At 70.2% G+C, this 23,239-nt stretch carries 22 protein-coding genes; 8 read left to right on the top strand and 14 right to left on the bottom strand.

The window, feature by feature from the left end:
* Positions 1-9: 9 nt before the first annotated feature.
* From JHN45_RS26185 to JHN45_RS26175, 3 genes are read left to right on the top strand one after another with little or no spacing between them, the layout of a single operon-like run.
* Positions 10-546: a hypothetical protein gene (locus JHN45_RS26185; protein WP_201050869.1), complete on the top strand. Its 537-nt coding sequence runs from the start codon at positions 10-12 to the stop codon at positions 544-546.
* Entirely contained in the window at positions 543-1,007 is a 465-nt protein-coding gene (locus tag JHN45_RS26180) for a ferritin-like domain-containing protein (RefSeq protein ID WP_201050868.1), read from the top strand. Before JHN45_RS26185 ends, JHN45_RS26180 begins: the two co-directional genes overlap by 4 nt.
* A 44-nt stretch (positions 1,008-1,051) precedes the next feature.
* On the top strand, positions 1,052-1,945 hold the full coding sequence (locus JHN45_RS26175) for an aminoglycoside phosphotransferase family protein (protein WP_201050867.1): 894 nt from the start codon (positions 1,052-1,054) through the stop codon (positions 1,943-1,945).
* Between the two features lie 79 nt (positions 1,946-2,024).
* Here JHN45_RS26175 and JHN45_RS26170 read toward each other — a convergent pair whose 3' ends face one another.
* From JHN45_RS26170 to JHN45_RS26155, 4 genes are read right to left on the bottom strand one after another with little or no spacing between them, the layout of a single operon-like run.
* Complete coding sequence (locus JHN45_RS26170) at positions 2,025-2,240, bottom strand: ferredoxin (RefSeq protein WP_200714790.1); 216 nt, start codon at positions 2,238-2,240, stop codon at positions 2,025-2,027.
* Positions 2,241-2,242: 2 nt separating this feature from the next.
* Positions 2,243-3,460 carry an NADH-ubiquinone oxidoreductase-F iron-sulfur binding region domain-containing protein gene (locus JHN45_RS26165; RefSeq protein WP_201050866.1) on the bottom strand — a complete coding sequence of 406 codons (1,218 nt, stop codon included), beginning with the start codon at positions 3,458-3,460 and terminating at the stop codon, positions 2,243-2,245.
* Positions 3,457-4,038 (bottom strand): ferric reductase-like transmembrane domain-containing protein, encoded by a 582-nt coding sequence (locus tag JHN45_RS26160; protein ID WP_201050865.1) that lies wholly within the window; start codon positions 4,036-4,038, stop codon positions 3,457-3,459. The genes JHN45_RS26165 and JHN45_RS26160 overlap by 4 nt, the downstream gene beginning before the upstream one ends.
* A complete protein-coding gene (locus JHN45_RS26155) occupies positions 4,035-4,994 on the bottom strand; it encodes an FAD:protein FMN transferase (protein WP_201050864.1) in 960 nt (319 codons plus the stop codon). The genes JHN45_RS26160 and JHN45_RS26155 overlap by 4 nt, the downstream gene beginning before the upstream one ends.
* A 15-nt stretch (positions 4,995-5,009) precedes the next feature.
* On the opposite strand from JHN45_RS26155, the gene JHN45_RS26150 reads away from it, so the two are divergent.
* The gene (locus tag JHN45_RS26150; RefSeq protein WP_200714786.1) at positions 5,010-5,417 is read left to right on the top strand and encodes a hypothetical protein; all 408 of its coding nucleotides are present in this window, start codon (positions 5,010-5,012) and stop codon (positions 5,415-5,417) included.
* A 39-nt stretch (positions 5,418-5,456) separates the two neighbouring features.
* On the opposite strand, the gene JHN45_RS26145 is transcribed toward JHN45_RS26150, so the two are convergent.
* From JHN45_RS26145 to dxr, 6 genes are all read right to left on the bottom strand, one after another.
* A complete protein-coding gene (locus JHN45_RS26145) occupies positions 5,457-7,172 on the bottom strand; it encodes a proline--tRNA ligase (protein WP_201050863.1) in 1,716 nt (571 codons plus the stop codon).
* Between the two features lie 73 nt (positions 7,173-7,245).
* Positions 7,246-7,809 (bottom strand): GNAT family N-acetyltransferase, encoded by a 564-nt coding sequence (locus tag JHN45_RS26140; protein ID WP_200714784.1) that lies wholly within the window; start codon positions 7,807-7,809, stop codon positions 7,246-7,248.
* Positions 7,810-7,924: 115 nt separating this feature from the next.
* Positions 7,925-8,773: a GNAT family N-acetyltransferase gene (locus JHN45_RS26135; protein ID WP_200714783.1), complete on the bottom strand. Its 849-nt coding sequence runs from the start codon at positions 8,771-8,773 to the stop codon at positions 7,925-7,927.
* 204 nt (positions 8,774-8,977) lie between these two features.
* Positions 8,978-10,135 carry a flavodoxin-dependent (E)-4-hydroxy-3-methylbut-2-enyl-diphosphate synthase gene (ispG, locus tag JHN45_RS26130; RefSeq protein ID WP_200714782.1) on the bottom strand — a complete coding sequence of 386 codons (1,158 nt, stop codon included), beginning with the start codon at positions 10,133-10,135 and terminating at the stop codon, positions 8,978-8,980.
* A 168-nt stretch (positions 10,136-10,303) separates the two neighbouring features.
* Positions 10,304-11,596: an RIP metalloprotease gene (locus JHN45_RS26125; RefSeq protein ID WP_200714801.1), complete on the bottom strand. Its 1,293-nt coding sequence runs from the start codon at positions 11,594-11,596 to the stop codon at positions 10,304-10,306.
* An 8-nt stretch (positions 11,597-11,604) separates the two neighbouring features.
* The gene (dxr, locus tag JHN45_RS26120; protein WP_201050862.1) at positions 11,605-12,873 is read right to left on the bottom strand and encodes a 1-deoxy-D-xylulose-5-phosphate reductoisomerase; all 1,269 of its coding nucleotides are present in this window, start codon (positions 12,871-12,873) and stop codon (positions 11,605-11,607) included.
* A gap of 188 nt (positions 12,874-13,061) precedes the next feature.
* Here dxr and JHN45_RS26115 point away from each other — a divergent pair, with 188 nt between their 5' ends.
* On the top strand, positions 13,062-13,511 hold the full coding sequence (locus JHN45_RS26115) for a lamin tail domain-containing protein (RefSeq protein WP_200714780.1): 450 nt from the start codon (positions 13,062-13,064) through the stop codon (positions 13,509-13,511).
* A 7-nt stretch (positions 13,512-13,518) separates the two neighbouring features.
* Here JHN45_RS26115 and JHN45_RS26110 read toward each other — a convergent pair whose 3' ends face one another.
* Entirely contained in the window at positions 13,519-15,450 is a 1,932-nt protein-coding gene (locus JHN45_RS26110; RefSeq protein WP_201050861.1) for an acyl-CoA dehydrogenase family protein, read from the bottom strand.
* Between the two features lie 111 nt (positions 15,451-15,561).
* The gene (locus JHN45_RS26105) at positions 15,562-16,371 is read right to left on the bottom strand and encodes an endo-1,4-beta-glucanase (RefSeq protein WP_201050860.1); all 810 of its coding nucleotides are present in this window, start codon (positions 16,369-16,371) and stop codon (positions 15,562-15,564) included.
* A gap of 253 nt (positions 16,372-16,624) precedes the next feature.
* Here JHN45_RS26105 and JHN45_RS26100 point away from each other — a divergent pair, with 253 nt between their 5' ends.
* The 3 genes from JHN45_RS26100 to JHN45_RS26090 all read left to right on the top strand — a co-directional run bounded on the left by JHN45_RS26100 (position 16,625) and on the right by JHN45_RS26090 (position 20,262).
* Complete coding sequence (locus tag JHN45_RS26100) at positions 16,625-17,638, top strand: LacI family DNA-binding transcriptional regulator (protein ID WP_201050859.1); 1,014 nt, start codon at positions 16,625-16,627, stop codon at positions 17,636-17,638.
* 62 nt (positions 17,639-17,700) lie between these two features.
* Entirely contained in the window at positions 17,701-19,743 is a 2,043-nt protein-coding gene (locus tag JHN45_RS26095; protein ID WP_201050858.1) for a glycoside hydrolase family 31 protein, read from the top strand.
* A 129-nt stretch (positions 19,744-19,872) separates the two neighbouring features.
* A complete protein-coding gene (locus JHN45_RS26090) occupies positions 19,873-20,262 on the top strand; it encodes a hypothetical protein (protein WP_200714776.1) in 390 nt (129 codons plus the stop codon).
* A 16-nt stretch (positions 20,263-20,278) separates the two neighbouring features.
* Here JHN45_RS26090 and JHN45_RS26085 read toward each other — a convergent pair whose 3' ends face one another.
* Complete coding sequence (locus JHN45_RS26085) at positions 20,279-20,992, bottom strand: hypothetical protein (RefSeq protein WP_201050857.1); 714 nt, start codon at positions 20,990-20,992, stop codon at positions 20,279-20,281.
* 36 nt (positions 20,993-21,028) lie between these two features.
* The coding region (locus tag JHN45_RS26080; protein WP_201050856.1) for a glycoside hydrolase N-terminal domain-containing protein at positions 21,029-23,239 on the bottom strand (2,211 nt) is incomplete at its 5' end.

The raw sequence follows: 23,239 nt of genomic DNA, 5'->3' as shown, positions 1-23,239 counted from the left end.
CGATCCGCCGTGCCGTTCCCCCCACCTCCGCGCACCCTCACGGGACCGCGCAGAAGGAGCCTGCTCGCCTCGGCCGCCGGAGCCGCGCTCCTGGTGGGCTGCTCCACCGACGGCGACGACACCGAGAACACCGCGGGCAGCCCTTCGGCCGCGGAACGCGCACGCGCGCGGGCCACCACCGACAGCGAGACCCTGCTCCAGCACTACGACGCGGTACTCGCCGCCCACCCGACGCTCGCGGAGCGCCTGAACCCGCTCCGCGCGGAGGTCGTCCGACACGCGACGGCCTTCGGGGGCAGCGGTTCCACGCCATCTTCTACGGCCACTGCCGCGCCGTCGGCTACGGCTACGGCGTCGGCGTCGGCCTCCGCCGTTCCCGCGACCGCGAGCGAGGCCCTCGCCGGGCTGGCCGCCGCCGAGCGGAGCCTCGCCGACCAGCGGGCCAAGGCCCTGCTCGACGTACCGGGCGAGCTGGCCCGGCTGCTGGCCTCGGTGGCCGCGGCCGGGGCCGGGCACGCGTATCTGCTGACGGAGGATGCCAAGTGAGCGAGGAGAAGGCCGTGGAACTGACCGCACTGCAGGCGGCACTGGCCGCCGAGCACGCGGCGGTCTACGGCTACGGCGTGGTCGGCGGCCGTATCCGTGAGGGCCGGCGCACCGAGGCCAAGGCGGCTTACGACGGTCACCGGGCCCGGCGGGACGCCCTGGTCCGGGAGGTACGGGACCTGGGCGGCAAGCCGGTCGCCGCGTCGGCCGCGTACGCGCTGCCGTTCCCGGTGCCGGACTCGGCCGCCGCGGTACGGCTCGCCGCCGAGCTGGAGGAACGGGTCGCCGGGGTCTACTCCGACCTGGTGCGGGCGTCCACGGGCGGGGTGCGCGGTACGGCCGCGGAGGCGCTGCGGGAAGCGGCGGTCCGCGCGGTGCGCTGGCGCGGCGGGAGCGTACCCTTCCCTGGTCTCGCCGAGCGGGCCGCGACCCCCACGGCCTCGGCGACACCCACGGCGTAACACCGCACCGGGCCGCAGGACCAGCTGAAGGGAACAACTCGCGCATGGCTTTCGAACCGCCGCAGCGTCTGGTGAGGGCGCTCGGTGAGACGGCACCGAGCGGTGACGACTGGTTGGAGAAGCTGCCCGAGGTGGCCCAACAGGCCGTCGATCTACGCGAGTTGACCGCCGAACGGGTGCAGGTGCCCGGCGGGCGCAGCAGCCTGGTCGTGCTGGTACGGCGGGCCGACGGGACCCCTGCGGTGCTGAAGCTGGCCCCGCGCCGGGCCCGGCCGGAGAGCGAGCGGGCCGCGCTCGCGCACTGGGGCGGGCGGGGGGCCGTGCAGCTGGTCGAGACGGCGGCGCCCGGTGAAGGCGTGCTGCTGCTGGAGCGGTTGCATCCCGATGTGTCGGTGCGGTCGTTGCCGGAGGCGAAGGCGTTGCTGGAGGCGGCGGGGACGTTGCGGCGGCTGTGGGTGGAGCCGCCGGGGGATCACGCGTTCGAGACGGTGGCCGAGCGGACCGGGCGGCAGGCCGCGGCGATGAAGGGCGGCGGGGCGGAGGTCGCCGCGCTGGTCTCGGCGGCACTGGATGCTCGTGACGAGTTGTTGGCCGCGCCGCCGGAGCAGCGGTTGCTGCACGGGACGTTTCGGCAGAGCAAGGTGCTGGCCGGGGATCGGGTGCCGTGGTTGGCCGTGGGGCCGGATCCTGTGGTGGGTGAGTGTGCGTTCGATCTGGCTCGGCTGGTGCGGGATCGGGTGGAGGATCTGATCGCCACGCCTTCGGGAGCGTCTACAACTCGGCGGCGGGTCAAGCGACTTGCCGAGTCGTTGGATGTGGATCAGGAGCGGTTGCGGGGGTGGACGTTGTTCCGGGCCGTTGAGTCCGGGGTGCGGGCGCTTCGGGTGGGGCGGCCTCGGGATGCTGAGTTGTTGCTGGAATTTGCTGGGTGGCTTTAGGGCAGTTCTTTGGCTGCGGGTCCGTTGTGGCTGGTCGCGCCCACGCGGCGGAGCCGCAAATCGATACAGCCCCGCGCCCCTATCGGGGCGCCCCAGTCACCGTTAGTTTCAAAGCCAGGGCCGGGCAGTCTGACGCTGCTTTGCGGGCTCGTTTCAAAGCTCGCGGTGAAATGGGAGAGCCATCCACCAGGGGGTAGCCCCACTCGTCGAGAGTGATGTGGTCGGGGAGCAGTTCCGCGCACAGGCCGTGGCCCTGGCATGCCGTCCAGTCGATGTCGATCTGTTGTTGGTCCATGGTCAGTGGGCCTCGTTCGGGATCGGGAGCAGGGGGGTGGGGTCGGTCGCCGTGCACAAACCCCTTGCGTGGGCGTCGAGTTCGGTCGCGAACGTGGTCAACGCACTGCGGACCAGGCGGACCGTGCCGTCGGGGTGGTGGCAGGCGCCTCGGCCCTCGATCAGGCCGGACCAACGGGCCACGTCCTGGCGGGTGTTGAACTGCGGGCCAGGTGTGGCCAGGGTGCGGAACGCGGAGGCGATGCGCGGGAGGCCGTTGAGGCAGGGGCCGCACTGGCCGGCCGACTGGAGGGCCAAGTAGCGCAGGACGCGGGCGGTTTCGGCCACTCCGCAGCGGGTGGTGGGGAGTGCGGCCAGGACGCCCGCCCCCAAGTTCCCCGCGTCCAGCGTGCGTTGGGCTGCTTCGGTGGCTGATACCCACGTGCCGTGGTAGCCGCCGACGAGGACCGCCGACATGCCCTGGAGCGGGAGCAGGCGGTCCAGCGGGAGTCCGAACGGGGCTTCCACGACCCGGACTTCGCGGCCCGGCACATGCAGGGTGCAGAGCGTGCTGCCGGGCTGGGTGGGGGTGCCCGCGCTGCGGAACCAGTCGGCGCCGTAGCGGGCGACCAGGGCGAGGTGGGCCAGGGTCTCGACGTTCTGGACGAGCGTCGGCGCCTTGCGCACCCCGCGTTCGCGGACCGGTGGGCGCTGGTGGCGGGGCAGCGGGGCGTTCCCGGAGACGTACTGGGCGAGTGCCGAGGCCTGGCCGGAGAGGAAGCGTTTGGGGAGGCGGATCACCTTCACGTTCAGCGGGTCGTTGCGTTGGGACAAGGCCGACTCCAGGTAGGACGCGCCGTCCTCCACCGCCAGGTGGGCCTCCCCCGCGCCGACCGCCCTGGCCGCCAACTGCAGCCCGTCCAGGACGAGATGGGGTGAGAGGCGCAGGAGGGTCTTGTCCTTGCGGCTGGCCGGTTCGCCCTCCGCGCCGTTCGCCACGACCACGGGTGCGCGGCCCGTACGGCGGCTCGCGTCGGCCACCGCGACGAGCTTGCGGTACATCGGGAACGCGGCGCCTCCGCGTCCGGTGAGGCCGGATTCGGCGACGGTTCTCAGGAGGCCGTCGGGATCGCCGTACGACAGTGGGCCGTAGCGCTGTTCGTGGGTGGCGAGGTCGGCCGCGGTGCCGCCGGGGGCGAGGAGGCGGGGAGACATGTAGACGTCGGTGAAGGTCATGGTCATGAGCGGGCTCCTTCGGCTGTGCGGAGCAGGGCTGCGGGGGTGCGGCGGGCGGCGCGGGACGAGTGGGCCACGCGGATGGCGAAGGCGGCGACCACCGCGGCCACGCAGGAGACCGTCAGCCAGGTCATCCAGTCGGTGCCGGTGTCCGTGCCGATGCCGATGCCGTGGATCAGGGCGATCGGCCAGGAGGCGTACGCCAGCCAGTGGACCGCCCGCCAGGTGCGGTGGCCGATGCGTTCGCGCAGGAGGCTGGTGATCAGGACCGCGAGCAGCAGGTCCAGGGCGACCGTGCCGAGGCCGAGCCAGAGCGGCTGGTAGTCGGAGACGAAGGGGACGACCGCGTCCAGGACGGTGATGTTCACGTAGCCGTCGATCACCGCCACCGCGATGTGCAGGGCCAGAAAGGCGGTCGCGGAGAGGGAGAGGGCGCGGTGGAGATTCACCGTGCCGAAGCGGGGCAGTCCGGGGAGCCGGGTGCGCAGGCGGACCGCGATGCCGAGCAGGACGACGACCGTGAACAGGACCAGGCAGACGGCTCCGGTGGCGCGGTTGGCGTACCAGAGGGTTTCGGAGTTCATGCGGCGGCCGCCAGCGAGGTCGGCCAGCCCGGGGTCGTGACGACCGTGCCGTCCTGGGCGACCAGGCGAGCCGGCAGGCCGAGGCGGGTCAGCCAGCGTTCGGCGCCCGCGCCCTTGACCAGGCATGCCGTGCTCGCCGCGTTGGCGTCGGCGCAGGTGGCGGCCGCCACCGAGACCGTGCGCCAGGGGCTGCGGACGGGGAGGCCGGTGCGCGGGTCGACGATGTGGTGCAGTTCGTGGCCGCTGCGGCGCCAGTTGCGGGCGGAGGTGCCCGAGGTGGCGAGGCCGCCGGAGCGCAGGCCGATCGTGGCGTACGTGCCGTGCGTAGGCGTCTCGTCGACGGAACCGGTGACGTCCTGGACGCGGATGTTCCAGCCGCCTGCCGGGGGCTCCCCCGCGACGGCCGTGTCGCCGCCGAGGCTCACCAGGACTCCGCAGCCCGCCACCTGGGCCAGCATCGCGGCTGCCTTGTCGGCGGCCCAGGCCTTCGCCGTGGCGCCGAGGTCGAGGCGGACGCCGGCCGGAACGGAGACCGTGCCCGTCGTACGGTCGAGGTCGATCATGCGCCAGCCCGGGGCGCGTTTCACGGTGAGCCGGACCGGGCGGTCGTCCTCGCGGACGAGGGTGAAGTCGCGGTCGTAGCCGATGGCGTTCATCGCGGAGCCGACGGTCGGGTCGACCGCGCCGTCCGTCGCCTCGGCGGCGCGCAGGGCGACCGCGAGGGCCTCGGCGAGCAGTGGGCTCACCGTCACCGGGCGGCCCGACGACGCGTCGAGCGCGGCCAGTTCGGAGTCGGCGCGGAAGCGGCTGCAGGCCGCGTCGACCTCGGCGAGATGCCGGGCGAGGAGCAGGTTGCAGGAGTCCAGGAGGGCCGGGTCGGTGACGACCAGCCGGACGCCGGTCCCGAGGGCGCGCCAGTCGGCGGCGGCCGTCGTACGCAGGGTCGTTGTGGTCATCACGACGCTCCCGACGTGGAGTCGGTGGAGCCGCCGGAGGACGACGTCACGCCGGACGAGGACGACTGGAGGTCCGACGAGGAGGATGAAGACGATGAGGACGAGCTGTCCGACGTGGAAGAGTTGGAAGAGCTGGACGAGTCGGTGGAAGAGGCCGACGGCGAGGGCGACGACGAACTGGTCGTCGTGCCGGTGTTGCTCGCCGTCGTGTCCGCTTCCGCGTCCGACTGCAACGTGCCGACCAGGGCGAACACCCCGGCCGCCGCCGCCAGCGTGACCGCTGCGGTGGCGGCCGCGATGCGCCGCTTGCCTCTGCGGACCGCCGTAGCGGCCCCACGCTCCTTGACTGTCATGACCGTTCCCCTCCGCAGTGACGCTCTGTCACGTACTACGGTCGGGGACCAGCCTGAGAGAAGTCTGTGAGGCGCCCATACGCCTGCGCAGAACTCCCTGAGAGATCTCTTACAGGGCGGGCCGCGCGGTCAGACGCGCGATCGCCTCGTCGACGGTCAGTTCCTCGCGCTCGCCGGTCCTGCGGTCCTTGAGCTCCAGGACGCCCTCGGCGGAACGGCGGCCCGCGACCAGGATCTTCGGTACGCCGATCAGCTCCGAGTCGGTGAACTTCACGCCCGGGGAGACCCCGGCGCGGTCGTCGACCAGGACGCGCAGACCGGCCTCACGCAGCTTCTCCGAGACGTCCAGGGCGAGTTCGGTCTGCAGGGCCTTGCCCGCGGCGACCACATGGACGTCGGCCGGGGCGACCTCGGCGGGCCAGCACAGGCCCTTGTCGTCGGCGGTCTGCTCGGCGAGGGCGGCCACCGCGCGGGAGACACCGATGCCGTAGGAGCCCATGGTCACGCGGACCGGCTTGCCGTGCTGGCCGAGGACGTCGAGCTTGAGGGCGTCGGCGTACTTGCGGCCGAGCTGGAAGATGTGGCCGATCTCGATGGCGCGGTCGAGCTTGAGGCCGGTGCCGCACTTGGGGCAGGGGTCGCCCTCGTTGACGACCACGACGTCGACGTACGCGTCGACCTCGAAGTCACGGCCCGCGACGACGTTCTTGGCGTGCGTGCCCTCCTTGTTGGCGCCCGTGATCCACGAAGTGCCGGGGGCCACGCGCGGGTCGGCGATGTACGTGACCTTCTCGCCCAGGCCCTGCGGACCGACGTAGCCGCGCACCAGGTCGGGACGGCCGGTGAAGTCCTCCGCCGTCACCAACTCCACTGCGGCGGGGGCGAAATGGGCCTCCACCTTGTCCAGGTCGACCTCGCGGTCACCGGGCACTCCTACGGCCACGATCTCGCCGTCGACCTTCACGAGGAGGTTCTTCAGGGTGGCGGAGGCCTCGACGCCGAGGTGGGCGGCGAGGGTCTCGATGGTGGGGGTGTCGGGTGTGGGGATCTCTTCGAGCGCGGGCACGTCGGTCGCGTCCACGGACGTCAACTCATACGTGATCGCTTCGGTGTTGGCGGCGAAGTCGCAGTTCGGGCAGTCCGCGAAGGTGTCCTCGCCGGCCTCGGCCGGGGCGAGGAACTCCTCCGACTTGGAGCCGCCCATCGCGCCCGCGGTCGCGGCGCAGATGCGGTAGTCGAGGCCCAGACGCGCGAACACCTTCTGGTACGCCTGGCGGTGCAGGGCGTAGGAGTGGGCGAGGCCCTCGTCCTCGGTGTCGAAGGAGTACGAGTCCTTCATGAGGAACTCACGGCCACGGAGAATGCCGGCGCGGGGGCGGGCCTCGTCGCGGTACTTGTGCTGGATCTGGTAGAGGATGACCGGCAGATCCTTGTAGGAGGACGCCTGGTCCTTCACGATCAGCGTGAAGATCTCCTCGTGGGTGGGGCCGAGGAGGTAGTCGCCGCCCTTGCGGTCCTTGAGGCGGAACAGCTCGGGGCCGTACTCGTCCCAGCGGCCGGTCGCCTCGTACGGCTCCCGGGGCAGGATCGCGGGAAGCAGCACCTCCTGGGCGCCGATCGCGTCCATCTCCTCACGGACGATCCGCTCGACGTTGGACAGCACCTTCTTGCCCAGGGGCAGCCAGGACCAGATCCCGGCCGCGGTACGGCGGACGTAGCCGGCCCGCACGAGCAGCTTGTGACTGAGGACCTCGGCGTCCGCCGGGTCGTCGCGCAGCGTCTTCGCCATCAACTGGGACATGCGCTGGACCGGTGCGTTCGCCATGGTTCCTGTACTCCTGCCGGGAAAGGGTGATGGCTAGGAGGTTAGCCGGGCTCGCTGTGCCGGTGGAAATCGGTTAGCGACGGCGGAGCGGGAGTGGGGCGCCCATCACTGCGTACGGCTTCGGGGCGCTGGGAAACAGGACCTGGCGGGCCAGGTCCTCGTAGCCGAGGGAGCGGTACAGGCCGCGGGCCGGGCTGTCCGTGTCGATCGCGGAGAGGATCGAGCGGGGTTCGGCGGCGGCGTCCGTGATCGTGGTGATCAGGGAACGGCCGAGGCCACGGTTCTGGAAGTGCGGGTGGACGTGCAGCTCGGTGATCACGAAGGAGTCGTCGAGCCAGCTGTCGTGACCGCCGGAGCGGAGGTACGGCTCCACGACCGTGGACCACCAGTGGGTGCGGTTGTTGGGCATGCCGTAGACGAAACCCACGAGACGCTCCGCCGAGGTGGCGCCGAGGGCTCTTGCACCGGGGTAGGTCATATGGCGCAGGACGATCTGGCGACGTACTGCCACTTCGTCCGCACCGAGGCCGAAGGCGATGGCTTGGACTGCGAGGGCCTCGTCCACACGGGCCGAAAGGTCCAAGGGGCCGATCACGACGTCTTCGGGGTGGCGGTGGCCGTGACCGGGAAATCGCATGTGGGGAGAGTACAGGGGGGTGGCGGTTGTCGTTCGGGTGCGGGCCGTGTGTGGCTGATCGCGCCCACGCGGCCGAGCCGCATATCGATACAGCCCCGCGCCCCTGAAGGACTTTTCAGAACAGGACGCTCATGAAGGCGCCGACCTCCTGGAAGCCCACCCTCAAGTACGCCCTTCTCGCCGGGGTGTTGAAGTCGTTGACGTAGAGGCTGACGATCGGGGCCACGTCCGCGAGGGCGTAGCGCAGTACCGATGCCATCGCCGGAGCCGCCACCCCCATCCCCCGGTACTCGGGGGCCACCCACACGCCCTGGATCTGGCAGGCCTGGGTCGTCGCGGCGCCGATCTCGGCCTTGAAGACGACCTTGCCGTACTCGTCGAGGCGGGCGAACGAGCGGCCGGAGCCCACGAGTTCGGCCACTCGGGCCTGGTACAGAAGGCCGCCGTCGCCTGCCAGCGGGGAGACTCCGACCTCCTCGGTGAACATCGCCACGCACGCCGGCATGATCGTCTCCATCTCGTCCTTGCGGATGCGACGGACGTAGGGATCGGGAGCGATGTCGGTGGGCATGCGGTCGGCGACCATCAGGGGCTGGTGAGCGCGGACCTCTCGGGCCGGGCCCCAGCTCGGTTCCAGCAGGCGCCACAACTGAGCGGTGGCCTCTGCGGGGCCGACGATCGAGGAGCAGCGGCGGCCGGCCCGGCGGGCGCGGTCCGCGAACGCGCGGATCGCGCGAGGGGTGGCGCAGATCGGGACGAGGTTGGCGCCCGCGTAGCAGAGGGACGTCAGCATGCCGTCCTCGTACCAGCCCCACATCTCGCCGCCGAGGCGCCACGGGTCCAGGCCGGCGACCTGAACCCGCGAGGTCACGAAGGCGTTCGTGACCGGCTCGCGGTCCAGCACGGCGAGCGCGGCTTCCAGGTCGCTCGGTTCGAGCACCCGAGAGGTGGTCTGGGTCAACACGTACGGGACCTCACCCTGAGGGTCTGCTGATCTCCGCACTGTACCTGCGGAAGCTGAGCGGTGCCGCCTTGTGTTGGGGCTCGCTTCTCAGTGGGGGTGGGGAAAGTGGGCGTCTGGGGGCTGCCGCCCCCAGGCCCCCGCTTTCGGCCTGGACGGCCTCGTCCTCAAGCGCCGGACGGGCTGACAATCACGAAGTCACGCCTGTCAGCCCGCCACCGCGACCGTCGGCTCCCCCGAAGCCACCCCGTCCGCCTCCATCTGCTCGGCGATCTTCATCGCTTCCTCGATGAGGGTCTCGACGATCTTCGACTCGGGGACGGTCTTGATGACCTCGCCCTTGACGAAGATCTGGCCCTTGCCGTTGCCGGAGGCGACGCCGAGGTCGGCCTCGCGGGCCTCGCCCGGGCCGTTCACCACGCAGCCCATGACGGCCACGCGCAGCGGGACCTCCATGCCCTCCAGGCCCGCCGTGACCTCCTCGGCCAGCTTGTAGACGTCGACCTGGGCGCGGCCGCAGGAGGGGCAGGAGACGATCTCCAGGCGGCGGGGCTTGAGGTTCAGGGACTCCAGGATCTGGAGTCCGACCTTGATCTCCTCCACCGGCGGGGCCGACAGGGAGACGCGGATCGTGTCGCCGATGCCCTGGCTGAGCAGCGCGCCGAAAGCCACCGCCGACTTGATCGTGCCCTGGAACGCGGGGCCCGCCTCCGTCACGCCGAGGTGGAGCGGGTAGTCGCACTGGGCGGCGAGCTGGCGGTAGGCCTCGACCATGACGACCGGGTCGTTGTGCTTGACCGAGATCTTGATGTCCTGGAAGCCGTGCTCCTCGAAGAGGGACGCTTCCCAGAGGGCGGACTCGGCCAGCGCCTCGGGGGTCGCCTTGCCGTACTTCTTCAGGAGTCGGCTGTCCAGCGAGCCCGCGTTCACGCCGATGCGGATCGGGGTGCCGTGGTCCTTCGCGGCCCGCGCGATCTCCTTGACCTTGTCGTCGAACTGCTTGATGTTGCCGGGGTTCACGCGGACGGCCGCGCAGCCGGCCTCGATCGCGGCGAACACGTACTTCGGCTGGAAGTGGATGTCCGCGATCACCGGGATCTGCGACTTGCGGGCGATCGTCGCGAGGGCGTCGGCGTCGTCCTGGGTCGGGCAGGCCACGCGGACGATCTGGCAGCCGGACGCGGTCAGCTCGGCGATCTGCTGGAGCGTGGCTCCGATGTCCGACGTACGGGTGGTCGTCATGGACTGCACGGACACCGGCGCGTCGCCGCCGACCGCCACGGACCCGACCTGGATCTGCCGGCTCTTGCGGCGCTCGGCGAGCCTGGTCGGAACGGACGGAATGCCGAGAGAAATCGCAGTCATCTGCTGTGCAACCCCAAGTCGTGGATCAAGGCCCCGGTCCCGGAACAACGGGCTCCAGGCTTCGAGATTACGTCAACCGTGCGGGCCCGAGCACATCCCGGCCGTAAACCCACTCAATGGAGGGCGGCCCCACATCAAGGATGTGAGGCCGCCACAAACTACGGATGACTAGGAGATTTTCACCGGGTTAACCACGTCCGCCACGAGGACGAGCAGGGTGAAGCAGACGAAGATCCCTGCCACGACATACGCGACCGGCATCAGCTTCGCCACGTCGAACGGGCCCGGGTCCGGGCGCTTGAGCACCTTCGCCAGGTTCCGGCGCAGGGCCTCCCACAGGGCGCCCGCGACATGGCCGCCGTCGAGCGGGAGCAGCGGGAGCATGTTGAAGAGGAAGAGAGAGAGGTTGAAGCCGGCTACCAGCATCAGGGCCATGGCCAGCTGCTGGGTGGGCGGGATGTCGAGGGTGAAGATCTCGCCGCCGACGCGGGCCGCACCTACGACGCCCATCGGGGAGTCGGCCTGGCGGGGGGCGCCGTCGAAGGCCGCGTTCCACAGGGCCGGGATCTTGCCGGGGAGTGCCGCGATGGAGTCGACGGCCTCGCCCATGCGGTCGGTCATCCAGGTGACCGAGTCGCCGAAGTCCTGGCGGACGATGCCGGTGGCCGCGCTGAAGCCGAGGAAGCCGGCGGTGACGTACTTGCCCTGGACGATCTGGCCGCTGGAGTCCTTCCTGGCGACCTGGTTGCTCGCGATCTTCGCGTGCAGGGTGACCTCCTGGCCCTTGCGCTCGACGACGATCGGGACCGTCTTGCCGGGGGCCGCGCGGATCAGGTCGGAGAGTTTGTTCCAGTCGGTCGTCTTGACGCCGTTGAAGCTGAGGATCTTGTCGCCCGCCTTGAGGCCTGCCGCGGCGGCCGGGGAGGCCGGGTCGGTCGACCTGCAGGTGTCGCGGTTCTGGCTCTGCGCGATGACGCACTGGGAGACCGAGCTGACCGTGTTGGTCTGCTGCGAGATCCCGAAGCCCATCAGGACGGTGAGGAAGAGCGCCACCGCCAGGATGAGGTTCATGAACGGGCCCGCGAACATCACGATGACCCGTTTCCAGGGTTTGCGGGTGTAGAAGAGGCGGGTCTCGTCGCCGGGCTGGAGTTCCTCGAAGGCCGCCGAGCGGGCGTCCTCGATCATGCTGCGCCAGGGCGAGGTGGAGCGGGCGGTGATCCGGCCGTCGTCGCCGGGCGGGAACATGCCGATCATGCGGATGTAGCCGCCGAACGGGATGGCCTTGAACCCGTACTCGGTGTCGCCCTTCTTCCGGGACCAGATGGTCGGGCCGAAGCCGACCATGTACTGGGGCACCCGGATGCCGAAGAGCTTCGCCGTCGAGAGATGCCCCAGCTCGTGCCAGGCGATCGAGACCAGCAGGCCGACCGCGAAGACGACTATGCCGAGGATCATCATCAGGGCTGTCATGCACGCGCCTCCGCGTTCGCCGTGGTCGTCTGCGCTGTCAGTTCGCGGGCCCGGGCGCGCGCCCAGGTCTCCGCTTCGAGGACGTCCGGCACGGTGAGCGAGGTTCCCGTGGCCGGTGTCCCGTGTTCCTCGACCACCCGTGTCACCGTCTCCATGATTCCGTTGAACGGCAGCGCGCCCGCGCGGAACGCCTCCACGCACTCCTCGTTCGCCGCATTGAACACCGCCGGGGCCGTGCCCGCGAGCTGTCCCACATGCCGGGCGAGGCCCACGGAGGGGAAGGCCTCGGTGTCGAGCGGGAAGAACTCCCACGTCGAGGCCTTGCTCCAGTCGAACGCGGGCGCCGCGTCCGGGACCCGCTCGGGCCAGCCGAGCCCGATGGCGATCGGCCCGCGCATGTCGGGGGGCGTCGCCTGGGCGATCGTAGATCCGTCCGTGAATTCCACCATCGAGTGGACATACGACTGCGGGTGCACGACCACCTCAATGCGATCGAAGGGAATGTCGTACAGCAGGTGTGCCTCGATCACTTCGAGCCCCTTGTTCACCAGGGTCGCGGAGTTGATCGTGATCACCGGGCCCATCGCCCAGGTGGGGTGCGCGAGGGCGTCGGCGACGGTCACGTTCGCCAGTTCCGCCTTCGTACGGCCGCGGAAGGGGCCGCCGGACGCGGTGACGACGAGCTTGCGGACGTCGGCGCGGGTGCCGGCCGCGAGGGCCTGGAAGAGGGCCGCGTGCTCGGAGTCGACCGGGATGATCTGGCCGGGCTTCGCAAGCGCCTTGACCAGCGGGCCGCCGACGATGAGCGACTCCTTGTTGGCGAGCGCGAGGACGCGGCCCGCCTCCAGGGCGGCGAGGGTGGGCGCGAGACCGATGGAGCCGGTGATGCCGTTCAGCACGGTGTGGCAGTCGGAGGCCGCGACCTGCGTGGCCGCGTCCGGTCCGGCGAGGATCTCGGGGAGCGGCTCCCCGGTGCCGTACTGCGCCGCGAGCGCTTCGCGCAGTGCCGGTACGGCGTCCTCGCGGGCGACCGCGACGGTCCGCACCCTGAGCCGGTACGCCTGCTCGGCGAGGAGTCCGACCCGGCCGCCGTTGGCGGAGAGTGCGGTGACCCGGAAACGGTCCGGGTTGCGCAGCACCAGGTCGATGGCCTGGGTGCCGATGGACCCGGTGGAGCCGAGGATCACCAGGGCCTTGGGACCGTCGCCCACGACGGGGTCGTAGACGAGATGTGGGTCGGCGAGGGGTGCTGGACTGTCGCTCATCCCTCCATTGTTGCCGCAACGGGTGGCCAGGTGGACAGCGGTTCCCTCGGGCGGGTGGCTTATCGGCTCTCGTCGGTGATTGAAGGGAAATCCCCCTTTGTGAATACGGCGTGAAGGTCATGTGATAACACTTCAGTCCTGCGCCGGTGGACGACCGGCCAGTGGACGACATCCTGGGGGGATTCTCCATGCGGATACGCGCTGTTCTGCCCGCGCTCGCGGGCGCCGCGATACTCACCGGCACACTGCTGAGCACCCCGGCCGAGGCCGCCGGCGGGGTCACGATCTACCGCGTCTGGTTCGACAGCCCCGGCTCGGACCACGGCTCCAACGCGAGCCTCAACGCCGAGTGGGTGCAGATCAAGAACACCAGCCGGTCGGCGATCTCCCTCAAGGGGTGGGTCCTCAAGGACGTCTCGAACCACCGCTACGTCTTCAAGAACATCAAGATCGGCGCCGGCAAGTACATCAAGGTGCACACCGGCAAGGGCACGGACACCGCGTCGAACACGTACCAGAACCGCGGCTGGTACGTCTGGAACAACACCAAGGACACGGCGACGCTGACCAGAGCGACCGGCAGCAAGGTCGACACCTGTTCCTGGACGACGCGGGATCCGAGCGACAAGTACTGCTGATCCGGGGCTAGTTGACGGGTCGGTGCACATTCTCCGCCTTGGAGGGGCCCGGGGTCGTGTCGGCGATCCACGGGCCCTCGCCCGACGGGTCGACGATGCCCTCCTCCAGCCAGGTGTACGCGCCGCCCATGACTCCCTTGACCACCTTGCGGTCGAGGTCGTCGGTGTTGGTCCACAGGCGGCCGAAGAGTTCCTCGATCCGGATGCGGGACTGCTGGCAGAAGGCGTCTGCGAGTTGGTAGGCCTCGCGGCCGTGTTCGCCCTGGGTGCGCAGGAGTTCGGCCCGTACGCAGACCGCGCTCATCGCGAACAGTTCCGCGCCGATGTCGACGATCCGGCCCAGGAAGCCCTGTTTGGTCTCCATCCGGCCCTGCCAGCGGGACATGGCGTAGAAGGTGGAGCGGGCGAGTTTGCGGGCGTTGCGTTCGACGTAGCGCAGGTGCTTGGAGAGGTCGATGCCGTGCCGGAACTCGCCGTAGGTGCCCGGGAGTTGGCCGCTGCCCGCGACCAGCTTCGGGAGCCACTTGGCGTAGAAGACGCCCGCGTTGGCGCCCGCTTTCGCCTTGTCCTGGAGGGACTTGTCGGGGTCGATGAGGTCGCCGGCGACCGTGAGGTGGGCGTCGACGGCCTCGCGGGCGATGAGGAGGTGCATGATCTCCGTCGAGCCCTCGAAGATGCGGTTGATGCGGAGGTCGCGGAGGACCTGTTCGGCGGGGACGGCCTTCTCGCCGCGGGCCGCGAGGGACTCCGCCGTCTCGAAGCCCCGGCCGCCGCGGATCTGGACCAGCTCGTCGGCCATCAGCCAGCCCATCTCGGAGGCGAAGAGCTTGGCGAGGGCGCCCTCGATACGGATGTCGTTGCGGTCCTCGTCCGCCATCTGCGAGGAGAGGTCGAGTACCGCTTCCAGGGCGAAGGTCGTCGCCGCGATGAACGAGATCTTCTTGCCCACGGCCTCGTGCTCGGCGATCGGCCTGCCCCACTGCTCACGGGCCGCCGACCACTCGCGGGCGATCTTCAGACACCACTTGCCGGCCGCGACGCAGGACGCGGGCAGCGAGAGGCGGCCGGTGTTGAGGGTGGTGAGGGCGATCTTGAGGCCCGCGCCCTCGGGGCCGATGCGGTTGGCGGCGGGGACCCGGACCTGGTGGAAGCGGGTGACGCCGTTCTCGATGCCGCGCAGGCCCATGAAGGCGTTGCGGTTCTCGACGGTGATGCCGGGCGAGTCGGCCTCCACGACGAACGCCGTGATGCCGCCCCTGCTGTCCTCGGTCTTCGGCACCCGGGCCATCACGACCAGGAGGTCGGCGATCACGCCGTTGGTGGTCCAGAGCTTCACGCCGTCGAGGACGTACGCGTCCCCGTCCCGCACCGCGCTGGTCGCCAGGCGGGCCGGGTCGGAGCCGACGTCCGGCTCGGTGAGCAGGAAGGCGCTGATGTCGGTGCGGGCGCAGCGCGGCAGGAACTCGGCCTTCTGCTCGTCGGTGCCGAAGAGTTTCAGCGGCTGCGGTACGCCGATCGACTGATGCGCCGAGAGCAGCACGCCGACCGCCGGGCAGGCCGAGCCCGCCAGGGCCAGCGCCTTGTTGTAGTACACCTGGGTGAGGCCGAGACCGCCGTACTTGGTGTCGATCTTCATGCCGAGGGCACCGAGCTCCTTGAGGCCGGCGATGACCTCGTCGGGGATGCGGGCCTCGCGTTCGATGCGGGCTGCGTCGATCTCCGTCTCGCAGAAGACGCGCAGCTCGGCGAGGAACTCCTCGCCGCGCCGCACGTCCTCGTCGGGCGGGAGCGGGTGGGGGTGGATGAGGTCGAGCCGGAAGCGGCCGAGGAACAGTTCCTTGGCGAAGCTGGGCTTGCGCCAGTCCTGTTCCCGGGCGGCCTCCGCCACCTGGCGGGCTTCTCGCTCGGTGACGGTGGGTTTGCTGGGTGGAGCGGACATGAGGCTCACCTCGCCGCGAATCGGACCCTCGGCCCTCGGTGGTTACCGATGGGTGCTACCCGTTCGTATCTACCCGATCCGCCGCGAAGCAGCCACCCTTCGCGCGTCCGTTCAGCCGATGTCGACGGAGTACGCCTTTGTGTCAAGGCGGCCCGAGCCCTTGAAGACCTCGGTGCCGGACTCGATGCCGGAGAGGTACTTGTCGTTGCTGAGCAGCTTGCGGCGGACCAGGGCCTGGGTGAAGTCGTCCATGTTGAGGGTGGCCTTGGTGGTGTTGGCCCGACGCACGAAGGAGTAGACGTTCCAGCCGATGTTGCCCTGGTAGATGTCCCACATCGCGCCGTCGAGGCTGACGCTGCCGTACTTGGTGCCGAGCGGGCCCGCGCCGCCCTGCCGGTCGAGCCAGATCATGATCTCGTCGGTTGGCTGGTCGGCCCAGTCGGCGGTGTTCTTGGAGTGCAGCCACAGGTCGTACGCGACGTCGAGGGTGCCCGGGTTGGAGCTGAGCGAGAAGTCCCAGCTGGTCCTCACCGGCTTGCGGTCGCCGACGCGGATCGGCAGTCCGGTGGTCGCCCTGTCGACCTTCCAGCCCCAGTGCCAGCCGAGGACGGTGCTCGCGTACGACTTCACGTCCGCGTCGGTGCCCTTGCTGTTGTTCGCCCAGCTGAACGACGTACCCCACGAAATCGTGGACCCCGACTGGGAGTTGTCCCACACGCACTGACTGCCGGTGGCCTTGTCCTGGCCCCAGAGGTTGTTGTTCACGTAGTACTTGCCGAGCGTGACGGTGTCGAAGGCCCCGCACTTCTTGCTCGTCTCGCCCGCCTGCGCGACGGTCACACCGGCGAGCGCCGTGAGCGCGACCGACGCGGCGGCCAGCACCTTCGCCTTCTTCGAGAGACGGGGTCTGCGGTGTTGCATCGGGGGTCCTTCCGGGGGACGGTTCGTCTACGGCCCGTCAGCGGCCGCTACGACCTTCCAGTGGCCGCCGACCCGCCCGGAGGTTGCCTTCCCTCGCGGAGAATCTCGCCGGACGGCCCCGAACGAGAAAGTGTCGAAGCGCTTCGACAACCTATGGACACCCACACCGCCTGAAGCTAATGTCGAACCACCCTCACTCGCCCTTGTCAGCAACGCGCACTGTCGAAGCGCTTCACAAAGCTTGGAGAGCTGGATGGTCACCCTCGCCGAGGTCGCCCAGCACGCCGGAGTCTCGGCGAGCACGGTGAGCTATGTCCTCAGCGGCAAGCGGTCCATCTCCGGAGCCACCCGGCAGCGGGTCGAGCAGAGCATCCGCGAGCTGGGCTACCACCCGAACGCGGGCGCCCGCGCCCTGGCCAGCAGCCGGTCGAACATCATCGCGCTGATGGTGCCGCTGCGCACGGACATGTACGTACCGGTGATGATGGAGATCGCCATCGCCGTGGCCACCACCGCCCGGCTGCACGGCTACGACGTGCTGCTGCTCACCGGCGAGGAGGGCCCGGACGCGGTACGCCGGGTCACCGGCAGCGGGCTCGCCGACGCGATGATCCTGATGGACGTCGAACTCGCCGACGAGCGGCTGCCGTTGCTGCGCGGCACCGACCAGCCGTCCGTGCTCATCGGCCTCCCCGCCGACACCACCGGACTGACCTGCGTCGACCTCGACTTCGGGGCGACCGGCGCGCTGTGCGTCGAGCACCTCGCGAAGCTCGGTCACCACGACATCGCTGTCATCGGCGAGGCGCCCGCGGTCTACGAGCGGCACACCGGTTTCGCCGAGCGCACCCTGGACGGACTCCGTTCCCGGGCAAGGGAGTTGGACCTGCGGGTACTGCACCGGCCGTGCGAGGGCGGGTACGACGCGATGGCGGTGACACTGGCCCGGATCTTCGACGAGCGCCCCGGCACCACGGGCTTCGTCGTGCAGAACGAGTCGGCGGTCGAGCCGCTGCTCGCCCTGCTGCGCCAGCAGGGCCGGGCCGTGCCGGAGGACGTGTCGGTGGTCGCGGTCTGCCCCGACCAGGTCGCCACCCAGGCCTCGGTGCGGCTGACGTCCGTCGCCATCCCCGCCCAGGAGATGGGGCGTTACGCCGTGGAGCACCTGGTGGCCAAGCTGGACGGCCGCGGCAGTGACGAAGTCGTGCTGATCGCACCGGAGTTGACGGTGCGGGCGAGTACGGGGGCGGCGCCGTCAGCGTCCTGACCAGCCACGCTCCACGTGTTTGTGCGGTTACCCCTGTCTGCTTTCCTCCAGGAGCACTCCTCGTGAATCTGCCTGCCGAAATCCAGTCCGAGGTCAGTCTCGCGCAGTCCTCCCCCACCGTCGGAACGTTCCGTGAGCGGGACGGCGCGCTGGAGTGGAGCGGCCGTCAGGAGACCGTACGGATCGAACCCTGGGGTCCGGACGCGGTCCGGGTCCGGACCCGGCTCGGCGGACCGATCCTCGACGGGCTCCCCGGCGCCCTTCTCGACGAACCTCCCGCCGCGGACGGCTCGGTCAAGATCGGCGACGGTGAAGCACAGCTGACCGTGGGCGAGTTGACCGTCCACGTCGACGCCGAGGGCCTGATCCGCTTTCTGCGCACCGAGGACTCCGCCGAACTCCTCGCGGAGGCCCGTGCCCACTTCTGGTGGCCCGGCTCACGGCTCTACACGGCGGTCGGCAACGGCCACCACCGCCTGGAGCAGCGCTTCGCCGCCTACGAGGACGAGAAGCTGTACGGCCTCGGGCAGCACCAGCACGGGCGGTTGGACCAGAAGGGGCTGGTCCTCGACCTGGTCCAGCGCAACGCCGAGGTCGGCATCCCGGTGCTCGTCTCCAGCCGCGGCTACACCCTGCTGTGGAACAACCCGGCGATCGGCCGCGTGGAGCTGGCCGGCAACGGCACACGCTGGGTGGCCGATTCGGCCCGGCAGATCGACTACTGGATCACCGCGGGCGACCCGGCCGACGGCCAGCGCCGCTACAGCGCGGTGACGGGCCGTACGCCGATGCTGCCTACGTGGGCGGCGGGCTTCTGGCAGTGCAAGCTGCGCTACCGCACCCAGGCCGAACTCCTCGCCGTGGCACGGGAGTACAAGCGCCGAGAGCTGCCGTTGTCGGCCATCGTCTGCGACTTCTTCCACTGGACGCACCTGGGCGACTGGAAGTTCGACCCGGCGGAGTGGCCCGACCCGGCCGCGATGGTGCGTGAACTCGACGAGCTGGGCGTCAAGTTGGTGGTGAGCGTCTGGCCCTCGGTGTCACCGCTGAGCGAGAACCACTCGGTGCTGGAGCAGCGCGGCCATCTGATCGGCACCCAGTACGGGCCGATGGCCCACGCCGACTGGCCGGACAAGGGCGTCGCGTCGACCGTCCAGGTCGCCTTCTACGACGCGACCAACCCCGGGGCCCGCGAGTTCCTGTGGTCGAAGATCCGCGACAACTACCTTGTACCGTACGGCATCACGGCGTTCTGGCTGGACGCCTGCGAACCCGAGCTGAAGCCGGGCTTCCAGGAGAACCTGCGCTATTGGGCGGGCCCGGGCCTGGAGGTCGGCAACATCTATCCGGCCGAGAACTCCCGTACGTTCCACGAAGGACTGCTGTCCGAGGGCGAGTCGGAGATCATCACCCTCAACCGCTCGGCGTGGGCGGGCAGTCAGCGCTACGGCGCCGCGCTGTGGTCGGGTGACATCGGCACCGACTTCCCGACCCTGCGCCGCCAGATAGCCGCCGGCCTCAACACCGCGCTGTCGGGCATCCCTTGGTGGAACACGGACATCGGCGGCTTCCACGGCGGCGACCCGGACGACCCGGCGTACCAGGAGGTCATGGTCCGCTGGTTCCAGTTCGGCGCGCTGTCGCCGCTGATGCGCCTGCACGGCTTCCGCGACCCGGGCATGCCGCTCGGCCCCGACATGACGGGCGGCCCCAACGAGGTCTGGTCGTACGGCGATCGGGCCCTCCCCGTCCTGGAGAAGTACCTGCGGCTGCGCGAACGCCTGAGGCCCTACGTCCTCGATGTGATGCGGGCCGCGCACGAGGAAGGACTGCCGGTGATGCGGCCGTTGTTCCTGGAGTTCCCGCAGGATCTGGCGAGTTGGTCGGTCGACGACGCTTACCTCTTCGGCCCGGACCTGCTGGTCGCCCCCGTGCTCACAGCCGGGGCCACGGCCCGTACGGCCTATCTCCCGGCGGGCGCCTGGTGGACGGACGCGTGGACGGGCGAGACGTACGAGGGCGGCACGGCCGTGACGGTCGACGCCCCGCTGGACCGTATCCCGCTGTTCCTGCGGGACGGGGCGACGCTGCCGATCGCGGAGTAGCGAAGTGGTCTCATTCGGAGGGGAGTTGGACCTCTCCTCCGGGCGGTCCCGCCCGCCGTGACGCTTCCGTTGCGCGGAACTGTGGGCTCCGTCACAGCCGTGCCGATCTTGTTCTGGTGGACTCCAGCGATGGTCTTACGCAAGCTCGCCGGGGCGGCGGGCCTGGCCGCGTTCGCCCTGTATCTGTGGGGTCTGCTCTACGTGTTGGGCGCGCTGCTCCAGGCCGAGGACGGCGGCGCCGACTCCTCACCGATACTGCCCTGCCGTACGACCGACGGGCAGGAGGGCGGGCCGGAGGACCCCAGAGCCGCCCAAGTCGTGGACTACTCCGTGGACTTCGTCCCGCTCAGGTTCGTCTGCGAGACGACGGGCGGGGGAAGCTATGTCACCCGCACGGTTCCCGGTTACGTCAACCCGGCCGTGGGCGGCCTCGTGCTCGCCGCGCTCGGCTGCTGGGTCGCCGCGCTCGTCGTCGCGGAGCCGCCCGGCCCCCGCGGGGTGCGGGGACCGGGCGGCTGAGCGGTACCGGGGTGGGTCAACTGCTGGTGACGCTCTCACTGTTGGTGGTGAAGGCGAGGCCGCCGGACGAGGACGTGATCTCGAAGCCGAACTGCAGGTCCCCGATGGTCACATTGCCGAACCAGCCCTTGGTGTCCTTGATCCACTTGAGGATCGGCAGGATGTCGATCGTGCCGGACGAGGAGTTGGAGCTGCGCACGAACGAGAACACGTCGTTGCTGCCGTTGTTGCCCTTGTAGACGGTCCAGGTGGAACCGCCCAGCGTCAGACTGCCCTGCGAGGTGCCGAGCGGGCCGACCGCTCCGGTCTTGTTGACCCAGAGCATGATCTCGTAGGCGTAGTTGGTGTCCCAGATGTCGTACGACGTGTTGTACGCGCCGGACGACGGCACCGTGACGTTGTAGCTGCTCTTGAGCGAGCCGAGCGAGGTGATCGACTTGCCGATCACCTTCTTGGCGTTGGGGTAGGCCTTGATCCCGCCGGTGTTGGGGTGGTTGGCGGTGACTCCCCAGTTGGTGCCGGAGTTGGCCCAGATGCACTGGGTGCCCGCGCCGGAGCCCCAGATGTCGTTGTAGAGCGTGTAGCCGTTCAGGGTCGTGCTGCCCCACTGGTCGCAGGAGCTCCAGACGGCGGCGGAGGCGGGGGCCGAGGCGAGGCCGACGGTGGCGCCGAGCGCGAGGACGGGGGCCAGCAGGGCCGTAACTAGCCTGCTGCGGGTGCGTGTTGCCATGGTGTCCCTTCCATGGGTGGGGGGAGTTGTGTGTGGCTACCGCGCCCCCAGGGTGAGGGCGCGGTCTTCTCCGGCGACGAGTTCGAGCGGCTGAGTGCCGGAGGAAGTCCGCAGTTCGACGCGGTGGGTGCGGGTGGGGCGGAGAACCGCGACGGCCGAGTCAGGCGTCCAGGTCAGATCGATGTCCGCCCCGAACCTCGTGCGTACGCCGGTGAGTTGGCCCTGTGGATACGCCGCCGGCAGCGCGGGCAGCAGGACCAGCCGGTCCGGCGTCGACTGCACCAGCGTCTCGATCAGCACACCGGGCAGGGTGTGTGCGGCGTCCGCGTTGTAGACATCGCGGTTCGGATAGTGCGCGCTCATCAGAGAGGCGTGGAAGAAGTCGCCGCCGAGCACCTGGCCGAGGGCGTGCGCGACCCGTTCGCCGTCGCGGAGCCGGGCGGCGACGAGCGCGTGGTGGAGGTGGCCGTGCGCCGAGTCGTTCTCGGCGCCCCGGAGTTGGAGGGCACGGTGGGCGGCTCCCGCGAGCTCCGGGGTGTCGTAGGGGTTGATCTCGTCGAGGGGCCAGACGCCGTAGAGATGGCTGAGGTGGCGGTGGTCGTAACTGTCGTCGAGCCCGGGCCAGGCCCATTCGGCCAGCGCGCCTTCGGAGTTGACCCGGTGCGGCGGCAGCCGGTCGGCGAGGGCGCGCCAGCGGTCGGCGTCCGGGGTTCCCGGGTGGTAGTCGGCGGCGGCGCGCAGCGCGTGCCGGGCGGCGGAGAGGTCCATCGCCGCGTTGACGGCACCCCAACTGCCGTTCGCAGGACGGTTCTCGGGCGAGTAGGAGGGGACGAGGACCAGTTGGCCGTCAGAGTCTGCTCGGATCAGGAAGTCCTCGTAGAACAGGGCGACTTCGGCGAGTGCGGCGGCGGTGCGCGGGTCTTGTTCGCCACGGGTCTCGTCGTGGTCGACGAGCGGCTTGAGCAACCAGTCGGCGCCCGCGGTCCACAGGTGCAGCGGGTACTCACGACTGAAGTGGTACGACAGCCCGGACTCGCCGTCGGTGTGCGCGGGCGCGACGACACCCCGGGCGCCGAAGACGGCACGGGCGTTCTCCCGCCAGTCGTCGAGCTGACGATGGATCAGGGAGGCGAGGGCGTCGGTGACTTCGGGGAGCGCCGCGCTCGCGGCGGAGGCGGTCTGGAGGTTGAGGTTCGCGTCGTTCGTGAACGCGCCGGACCAGGCCGTGTTCCAGTCGCCGGTCCACAGTCCGGTGAGGCGGGGCGGCAGCAGGCCGCTGGCGGAGAGGAGGTGGTAGCGACCCGCGGCGAAGAGGCGTTCCAGGAGGGCGGGGCTGGTCGGTCGCTTGAGCAACTCGGAGCCGGGGAAGGCGCGTTCGGTGGTGTCGGCCCGGAGGTCGAGGGCGACGCGGGCATAGGCCGTGCGGTGGAGGGCGAGGTGACGGTCGAGGAGGGTGTCGTACCGATGGCCGTGCCGCTCGTCGGGCAGTAGGGCTTGCAGAGCTCGGGTCTCGACCGCGACATCCAGTTCGCCGGCGTGGCGTCGCACGCGGGTGAGGAGCAGAACCTCGGTGGCGCCGGTGATACGAACTCCGGTCGGCGCGAGTCGAGTTGTGCCGCCGGTGACCACGGCCAGGGTCACCCCGGTGTAGGCGCGGTCACTGTCGGGGTAGCGGACACGGAGGTTGAGCAGGGCGCCGTCGGGGGTCAGAAACGTGCCGTGGCCGACGACCAACCCGGCTGGTGCACCCGGGAGTTCGTGCTCCTGGGCGAGGTCGAGGGTGAGGTCGGCGGCCGTGACGTGCTGGACGATCACGTCGTCGGCACGGGAGACGAACACACGGCTGCGCCGGTCGCCGCGATGGGCGGTGACCTCACCGGAGGTGAAGTCGACGGAACGGCGGTAGTCGCGTCCCGCGCCGGCGGCCGTCGACCGTCCGCGCAGTCGGGTCTGAAAGGCCGGATGGAAGGGCTGGACCCACTGCAGCGGACGCCCGTCCGTGAAGTCCTCCGCGGCGGTGAGATCACCGGCGAGCAACCGGTCTTGAAGCGCGCGGAGTTGGGCGGCGAGGCGCGGGGGCCGGGCATGCTCGGCGCCGTTGGGGCAGACGAGGGTGTGATGGGTGACGATGACACGGTCGTCGTCCGGACCACCGAACACGAGGGCACCGTGACGACCGTTGCCACTGAGGTAGGCGTCCTCCCAGCGGGCGGCGGGGGTGGGTTCCCAGGTGCCGTGGTGGGGGGT

The sequence above is a fragment of the Streptomyces sp. MBT53 genome (genome assembly GCF_016654115.1).
Taxonomy (GTDB): Bacteria; Actinomycetota; Actinomycetes; order Streptomycetales; family Streptomycetaceae; genus Streptomyces.
Note: the sequence above shows the minus strand (reverse complement) of the source record. Positions and strands in the feature narration are given on the sequence as shown.

What these genes read in the sequence shown, in the direction of transcription:
- JHN45_RS26145 (WP_201050863.1), bottom strand. Translation starts at nt 7,172, where the DNA reads ATGGCGAACGCACCGGTCCAGCGCATGTCCCAGTTGATGGCGAAGACG.
- JHN45_RS26090 (WP_200714776.1), top strand. Translation starts at nt 19,873, where the DNA reads ATGGTCTTACGCAAGCTCGCCGGGGCGGCGGGCCTGGCCGCGTTCGCC.
- JHN45_RS26125 (WP_200714801.1), bottom strand. Translation starts at nt 11,596, where the DNA reads ATGATGATCCTCGGCATAGTCGTCTTCGCGGTCGGCCTGCTGGTCTCG.
- JHN45_RS26165 (WP_201050866.1), bottom strand. Translation starts at nt 3,460, where the DNA reads ATGACCATGACCTTCACCGACGTCTACATGTCTCCCCGCCTCCTCGCC.
- JHN45_RS26170 (WP_200714790.1), bottom strand. Translation starts at nt 2,240, where the DNA reads ATGGACCAACAACAGATCGACATCGACTGGACGGCATGCCAGGGCCAC.
- JHN45_RS26115 (WP_200714780.1), top strand. Translation starts at nt 13,062, where the DNA reads ATGCGGATACGCGCTGTTCTGCCCGCGCTCGCGGGCGCCGCGATACTC.
- JHN45_RS26100 (WP_201050859.1), top strand. Translation starts at nt 16,625, where the DNA reads ATGGTCACCCTCGCCGAGGTCGCCCAGCACGCCGGAGTCTCGGCGAGC.
- JHN45_RS26160 (WP_201050865.1), bottom strand. Translation starts at nt 4,038, where the DNA reads ATGAACTCCGAAACCCTCTGGTACGCCAACCGCGCCACCGGAGCCGTC.
- dxr (WP_201050862.1), bottom strand. Translation starts at nt 12,873, where the DNA reads ATGAGCGACAGTCCAGCACCCCTCGCCGACCCACATCTCGTCTACGAC.
- JHN45_RS26175 (WP_201050867.1), top strand. Translation starts at nt 1,052, where the DNA reads ATGGCTTTCGAACCGCCGCAGCGTCTGGTGAGGGCGCTCGGTGAGACG.
- JHN45_RS26140 (WP_200714784.1), bottom strand. Translation starts at nt 7,809, where the DNA reads ATGCGATTTCCCGGTCACGGCCACCGCCACCCCGAAGACGTCGTGATC.
- JHN45_RS26155 (WP_201050864.1), bottom strand. Translation starts at nt 4,994, where the DNA reads ATGACCACAACGACCCTGCGTACGACGGCCGCCGCCGACTGGCGCGCC.
- JHN45_RS26105 (WP_201050860.1), bottom strand. Translation starts at nt 16,371, where the DNA reads ATGCAACACCGCAGACCCCGTCTCTCGAAGAAGGCGAAGGTGCTGGCC.
- ispG (WP_200714782.1), bottom strand. Translation starts at nt 10,135, where the DNA reads ATGACTGCGATTTCTCTCGGCATTCCGTCCGTTCCGACCAGGCTCGCC.
- JHN45_RS26110 (WP_201050861.1), bottom strand. Translation starts at nt 15,450, where the DNA reads ATGTCCGCTCCACCCAGCAAACCCACCGTCACCGAGCGAGAAGCCCGC.
- JHN45_RS26085 (WP_201050857.1), bottom strand. Translation starts at nt 20,992, where the DNA reads ATGGCAACACGCACCCGCAGCAGGCTAGTTACGGCCCTGCTGGCCCCC.